This is a genomic window from Fundicoccus sp. Sow4_H7 (genome assembly GCF_052115865.1).
Taxonomy (GTDB): Bacteria; Bacillota; Bacilli; order Lactobacillales; family Aerococcaceae; genus Fundicoccus_A.
Genome location: NZ_JBQKME010000001.1, coordinates 601,511 through 608,007 on the forward strand (window position 1 = coordinate 601,511; position 6,497 = coordinate 608,007).

Genomic DNA, 6,497 nt, shown 5'->3' on the forward strand with positions numbered 1-6,497 from the left:
ATATATTTGATTACAAACCTGCTGCTTCCATAGCTTGTTTTAAAGCTTCGATGAAAGCTTCTGAAGAAACGCTAGCACCAGAAACAATGTCCAATTCTGCCGATTGATTTTCTAATGCTTTTTCTGCCATTTCATGTAAGGCTTCGACACCAATACCGACAGTTTCAGTTTGTTCAACGATTTGGATATCTGTCATCTGACCATCTTCAACAACTACTTGGATTCTTACACGGCCGCCAAAACCATTATTTGATTGACCTTCAAAGACATTTTCAGAAACTTCTTCAACTTCTGTCTCTTCAACATCTTCTTCAACCTCTGCATCAGCTGATTGTTTCCATTCTTCGATTTCAGCTAATTTTTCAGAATGTGTCATTGTTCCTTGGCTTAAACCACGCTGTGAGAAGTACTCAGCTTTATCTGTCTTGGTTTTATCATTTGTTTCTGAACCAGCATAGTCTGGATTAAGAGAAGTATCAGCTGTCGCAAAACCCTCTTCATCAACTGAAGCAGCAGCACGTCCTGCTACATAACCACTTGTCATGACACGACCTAGACCGTGTACACGCATTCCACCACTGGCTTCACCGGCTGCAAATAAGTTAGGAATCGTTTGTCCGTAAATATCAATCACTTGCATATTTGCATCTACACGAATTCCTGCTAGTGTATCGTGCATGCTTGGAGTAGCCCATAGTGCATAGAAAGGACCTTCTTCAATTTTATTTACAAGTGTTTCTTCACGTTGCCAATCTTCATCGTAACCAGCATCAATAAATCCGTTGTAGCGTGTAATAGTATCCACTAAAGTTGCAGGATCCATTTCGATATCTTCGTGATATTTATTAACAATCAGATCGGCTAATTCTTCTAAAGTATCGGCTTTAAAAGCATAGCCTTCTTCGTAGTCTAAAACGCCTTCTGCATCCATATCCCAGCCATTGCGTTCAACAGCTGCTTGGTCCATGATTGCCCATAGTGGTCCACCGTAAGCTTCCGCATTGCCATCGCCTTCAAGGTCAATAAATGTCCCGGTTAAAGCTTGATCGAAGAATGGTTCACGAGCAGTATTCATTTGACTCATAGCATATTGGTCTTCGTTACCAATTCGTTGACCAACCATATTAACAATTACTAAACTGTTGTAATCCGGTACGATACCATTGGTACGAACGAGTGGCCAAATAACACTTTTTTCACTCCAACCTCTACCGTATCCATATTGTGTACCAAAACGTTGTGGGGCAGTAATGTTAGCACCAACAACAGAAGTATAGTTTCCTAAGCTACCAAGTGAAGCACCAATTTCCATAGCGGCATATTCACCTGAAGCATCTTGGTCCGAGAATGGCATACCAGCTAGGCCATCTAAGTATTCTCCTAAACGTGGGTCTAACATCGTTCTAAACTCAACATTACCTGTTGAACCACCTGTACATATAATCACAGCTTTATTGGCTTTAATATTTACAAGTTCTCTATTTTCTTCGATATTTCCTTCACTCATTAAGCTTTGGAGTGGTTCTGTTTCACCAGGTAAGATAGTCGGTGAGTAGCTTGCTTGAATCCCTGTAACATTACCTTCAAAAATACCGTCACGGTAAATTTTATCCATATGATAGTTTAATAGAAATTGTGCGCCTTCTTCACGTAAAGTTTGTTCTAAAGGTCGGCTAATCCCGATACCAGCAGCTTCAGTACCTGTATAAGTATTTTCCCAATCAGAAGCATCAACATATGTCATACGTCCTACGCTATCACCATCGTTACCACCATCACGGTAATAAGCACGAACCATTGGTTCAACATCTAAGGTTTTAATCCCATTGTCCATTAACCAATCATAAGTTTCAGCCATGGAATTCGCAATGGAACGTGTGTATTCGGGGTCGTTATAGCGCGAGTTAATCGAAGTTCCTCGTGTATGATCGTAGTAGTACAAGTCTGCTGAGTCTTCAATATCCCATGCTTGTTGATCAATCGTGCCACCACCTGAGTGAAATTGACCTTCACTAACTGCAACGTGTCCACCAACGTCAAAGTTTGCTTCGACTAACAGAACAGAAGCACCATCATCTAATGCTTTCAAAGCAGCAGTTAAACCAGAAGCACCAGCTCCAACTACCACCACGTCTGCTTCATAATCCCAAGTAATGTCATCTGTTGCTGGTTGATTTGCGCCTGTTGCAACAAAATTTGACTGTGAACTTACATGAGTTAGAGCAGATTGACCGACTAATATTGCAACGATAGCAATACAAATAAAGGATATAAGTTTATTGAATTTATTTTGATTTTTTTCTGACATTATAATTTTTTCACTCCTAATAAATAATACATGTTCAAAAACTCACAAACATGCACAAAAAATATAAACAATTAATACTTGCTATAAGAAAATATCGAAATTATCCTCCTTCCTTGGTAATATTTTCACAAGAAGTATATCAATAAATTTTATAAGTGTCAATCGCAAAATTTTGATTATCGAATATTTACTGGAGATGTCCAATTATTTAAATTTATAATAATCAAAACTTTACCATCCTATTATAACAGAATAATTGACAAAAATTGTATTAATAGGTAAGGTTAGTGGTACAACATTTAAATAATTTGGGGTGCTTTAAAAAGCTGAGATTACACTCATTGAACCTGAACAGGTAATGCTGGGACAGGGATAGTTTAGGAGATATTTATTTAAACGAAGAGGGCAATCCTAGTGGGTTGCTCTTTTTTTATGGGAGGAAAGCGAATGTATCAGGAGGCTATACTCACGCTTGTCACGATAACGAAGGATCGTAAGCCGTTGGTTCCGTCGATAACGAATAAGGTTACGATGCAGGCGGTGGCAAATACACAAATCGCAGTGGGGGGGTCGCCTGCTATGTTCTTTTTAGCTGATGAAGGTAGAAGGTTGGCTGAGAAGTGTGCAGCGATGTATATTAATTTAGGAACATTAAGCGAACACTACCGTGAATTAGTTCCGCAAACCATCCTTCAATTGAAAAAAGAAAATAAGCCGTGGTTATTGGATCCGGTAGGATTAGGGAAAGGGCAATTGCACAATGAATTGATTGCTTTTATCCATGACCATCCGCCGACCATCATCAAAGGCAATGCGTCCGAAATCATTCGTTTGGCCAATATGTGGAGACTTATTGAGACTGCTCACCAATTAAAAGGGGTTGATAGCCAAGATCCAGTCGAAGCCGCTAAGGAAGCAGCGATTCAGTTAGGTCAGCACATTAAGACTGTTATCGTTGTGACAGGTCCGATTGATTTAATCACGGACGGAAAACAAATTATACGTTCTCATGGCGGATCTGATTGGATGGAGACTATTTCGGGCATGGGCTGCATGCTTGGTGGTGTGATGTCAGTCTTTTTAGCGGATGCCAATCCCATGACAGCGGCGATTACGGCTGTGAATGCTTTTAATCTGGCTGGCCAAAATGCAGCACAAACTGCTAAAGGTCCTGGGACATTTTTCATGCATTTTTTAGACGCTTTATTTAATTTATCTGCCGATGAGATTAGCCAGCACCCACTTAAAATGGAGGACCTTCACAATGAACTATAATCGTAAAAAATTTAATCTCACGCATTACCTTGTCATTGGGCCTGAAAATACTTTAGGTCGTGATACTTTAAGTATCATTAAAGAAGCGATTGAGGCAGGGATTTCTTTTATTCAAATTCGTGCTAAAAACAGCGATCCCAAAGAAATCATAGAATTGACTAATGCGACAGCATCTCTTATTCAAGAAATGAAAAAAGCGGATGATGTTAGCCTTGTCGTCAATGACCGCCTTGACATCGTGTTAGCCTGCCGCGAAATGGGGTATAAAGTCGATGGCATTCACGTTGGTCAAACAGATATTCCAGTCGATCTCTGCCGCAAATACTTAGGTGAAGATTCCATCGTTGGACTTTCCGCTTCAAGTAAATATCTCATTGACTACGTCGAAAATGCTGACACTTCTGCTATCGATTATTTTGGTGCGGGACCATTACATCCAACGGATACTAAAAAAGATGCCGGCCGATACGACGGAGATGATCAGGCCATTACACTTAGGACATTTAGTGAAATTGAAACATTAGCTCAGATAAGTCCGATTCCAGTAGTCATTGGAGGCGGCGTTAAAGTAGGTGATTTGCCTGAACTCTATCAAACAGGGATTGATGGTTATTTTGTCATCTCAGCCATTGCTTCGGCTTCCAATCCTTACTTAGCAGCTAAAGAACTTGTCGATACATGGACAAATTTATCAAGGGAGAATAAATAAATTGAAAACAGCCTTAACCATTGCCGGTTCTGATTCTTCAGGCGGCGCAGGAATTCAAGCCGATTTAAAAACATTTTTAGCCAATGATGTCTATGGTATGTCAGCCATTACAGCTATAACAGCACAAAATACGACAGGCGTCCAACAAGCCTATGTATTAGAAGCCGACTTATTAGAAGCGCAAATACGGTCTGTCTTTGACGATATCCGTCCGGATGCAATTAAAATTGGCATGGCCGGTAATGCAGCATCCATTAGAGCGATGACCAACGTCCTCGAAGAATACCAAGCTGAAAATATTGTTATTGATCCAGTTATGGTAGCGACATCGGGAGCGAGTTTATTCGATCAGGACAATGCAACGACTTATTACCATGAATTATTTCCCTTAGCCACTGTAATTACCCCTAATATTCCAGAAGCTGAGAGCATTCAAAAAATCCAAATAAAGACCGCTAGTGATATGGAAGAAGCCGCCATTAATATGTCTAAACGTTTTAACACCGCCGTTTTACTTAAAGGTGGACACTTAAAAAATCAAGAAGCAATTGATGTTTTGGCAGTTGGCAGTGATATTTATTGGTTTGAAAATAAACGCATTGATAATCCTAATACGCATGGGACGGGATGTACCTTGTCGTCGGCCATTGCGGCAAATTTAGCAAAAGGATATCTATTGACCGATAGTATTGATAAAGCAAAAAAATACTTAACGGCAGCGATTGAGGCGCAATTGGATTTAGGTCGTGGTTCGGGCCCGTTGGATCACGGGTATGGATTAAGATGAGTCGCACGCGTAAAATAACTCAATTAGGATTGTTTGTCGCCTTGTCATTTGTGTTATCGACTATTTTGGTATTTCCAAATATGGCACCTGCCCAACACATGATGAATGTATTAGGGGCAGTGGTTCTTGGGCCGTGGTATAATGCCTTGTCAGCCTTTTTATCGGGTGGCTTAAGAATGCTAGTTAGCGGGCGAACTTTTATCGCCACGAGCGGTTGGATTGGAGCTTTATTAGCTGGAGTTGTTTTTAAAAAGACCAACAATTATCTTTTGACGGCTTTAACGGAAATGATTGGATCAGGTATTATTTCAGCTATTGTGTACTTTTATCCGATGCGATATTTATTAAATTTAGATATCGATAATCCTTTTTACTATGTAGCCTTTTTCTTGCCTTCAGCTATGGTTGGGGCTGTGTTAGGTTACTTTGCAGTAAGAGCATTAGGGAATTGGTCTAATAAGCATATCAATTGATGTTGAAAAGTAAAACGCTTTACACTTAGGCGATCAGTTGGAAGAGGCGCGTATCAAAGTCGAAAACTTTATGGGTGACATATTCATTTTCGCAGGAGATGATAATCAATTGTGGCTGTCATCATTGATGGCGTAAATCATCGCAGACCATGCAAACACTGACGTTCATCTCAATATTTACGAAGGTGCCGGCCATATATTCTATGGTGATGGGACTTCTGAAGCGCCTGGGTTTGGAACTTTGCTAATGGGTGGCGACGAAGAAAGTAACTTAACTGCCTCACAAGCTTTTGTCGACACTTTAATTGAAGTCGTCAACGGATGGCACCTTCCTGAAAATTAAATATCTCTGTAAAAACCTTAGCGTCAACTAGCATATAATAATGCAAAGTTGGCGCTTTTTGGGTTGTGTTATTTGTCAGTCTATTGTGAGCTAACTGATTTTAATAAGACTTAATTGTGGTCAGCTATCGAAGTGGGTTAGATTAAGGAGGCTTTTTGTCACTGTGTGGTGCTTTTGAGAAACATTAGAGTCGTTTATTGTATGAGAATAGCGGCAAGACCGACATAAAACGCTTCACACGTTCACCAAACGCGTACCCCTCAGACCGAATTACTTCCCTGCGTTCACCAAACGCGTACCCCTCAAACCAAATTACTTCCCTGCGTTCATCAAACGCGTACCCCTCAAACCGAAATACTTCCCTGCGTTCACCAAACGCGTACCCCTCAGACCGAATTACTTCCCTGCGTTCACCAAACGCGTACCCCTCAAACCAAATTACTTCCCTGCGTTCATCAAACGCGTACCCCTCAAACCGAAATACTTCCCTGCGTTCACCAAACGCGTACCCCTCAGACCGAATTACTTCCCTGCGTTCACCAAACGCGTACCCCTCAAACCAAATTACTTCCCTGCGTTCATCAAACGCGTACCCCTCAAAC

At 40.7% G+C, this 6,497-nt stretch carries 6 protein-coding genes and 1 riboswitch; of the genes, 4 read left to right on the top strand and 2 right to left on the bottom strand.

Features of this window, described 5'->3' with window-relative positions; genetic code table 11:
* Nucleotides 1-10 precede the first annotated feature (10 nt).
* Nucleotides 11-2,308 carry an FAD-dependent oxidoreductase gene (locus ACTQ54_RS02665; protein WP_441754381.1) on the bottom strand — a complete coding sequence of 766 codons (2,298 nt, stop codon included), beginning with the start codon at nucleotides 2,306-2,308 and terminating at the stop codon, nucleotides 11-13.
* A gap of 299 nt (nucleotides 2,309-2,607) precedes the next feature.
* Nucleotides 2,608-2,699, top strand: a riboswitch (TPP riboswitch).
* Between the two features lie 56 nt (nucleotides 2,700-2,755).
* On the opposite strand from ACTQ54_RS02665, the gene thiM reads away from it, so the two are divergent.
* From thiM to thiW, 4 genes are read left to right on the top strand one after another with little or no spacing between them, the layout of a single operon-like run.
* Nucleotides 2,756-3,583: a hydroxyethylthiazole kinase gene (gene thiM, locus ACTQ54_RS02670; protein WP_441754383.1), complete on the top strand. Its 828-nt coding sequence runs from the start codon at nucleotides 2,756-2,758 to the stop codon at nucleotides 3,581-3,583.
* Complete coding sequence (locus tag ACTQ54_RS02675) at nucleotides 3,573-4,292, top strand: thiamine phosphate synthase (RefSeq protein WP_441754385.1); 720 nt, start codon at nucleotides 3,573-3,575, stop codon at nucleotides 4,290-4,292. The genes thiM and ACTQ54_RS02675 overlap by 11 nt, the downstream gene beginning before the upstream one ends.
* A 1-nt stretch (nucleotide 4,293) precedes the next feature.
* Nucleotides 4,294-5,079, top strand: coding sequence for a bifunctional hydroxymethylpyrimidine kinase/phosphomethylpyrimidine kinase (thiD, locus tag ACTQ54_RS02680; protein WP_441754386.1), 786 nt, complete (start codon nucleotides 4,294-4,296; stop codon nucleotides 5,077-5,079).
* Nucleotides 5,076-5,552, top strand: coding sequence for an energy coupling factor transporter S component ThiW (gene thiW, locus ACTQ54_RS02685; protein WP_441754388.1), 477 nt, complete (start codon nucleotides 5,076-5,078; stop codon nucleotides 5,550-5,552). Before thiD ends, thiW begins: the two co-directional genes overlap by 4 nt.
* A 527-nt stretch (nucleotides 5,553-6,079) precedes the next feature.
* Here the strand turns inward: thiW and ACTQ54_RS02690 are convergent.
* Nucleotides 6,080-6,497 (bottom strand): hypothetical protein (locus ACTQ54_RS02690; RefSeq protein ID WP_441754389.1); only part of this gene is annotated, 418 nt, incomplete at its 5' end.

Excerpts from the sequence above, each read along its gene's own strand:
- ACTQ54_RS02665 (WP_441754381.1), bottom strand. The coding sequence starts at position 2,308 with ATGTCAGAAAAAAATCAAAATAAATTCAATAAACTTATATCCTTTATT.
- thiM (WP_441754383.1), top strand. The coding sequence starts at position 2,756 with ATGTATCAGGAGGCTATACTCACGCTTGTCACGATAACGAAGGATCGT.
- ACTQ54_RS02675 (WP_441754385.1), top strand. The coding sequence starts at position 3,573 with ATGAACTATAATCGTAAAAAATTTAATCTCACGCATTACCTTGTCATT.
- thiW (WP_441754388.1), top strand. The coding sequence starts at position 5,076 with ATGAGTCGCACGCGTAAAATAACTCAATTAGGATTGTTTGTCGCCTTG.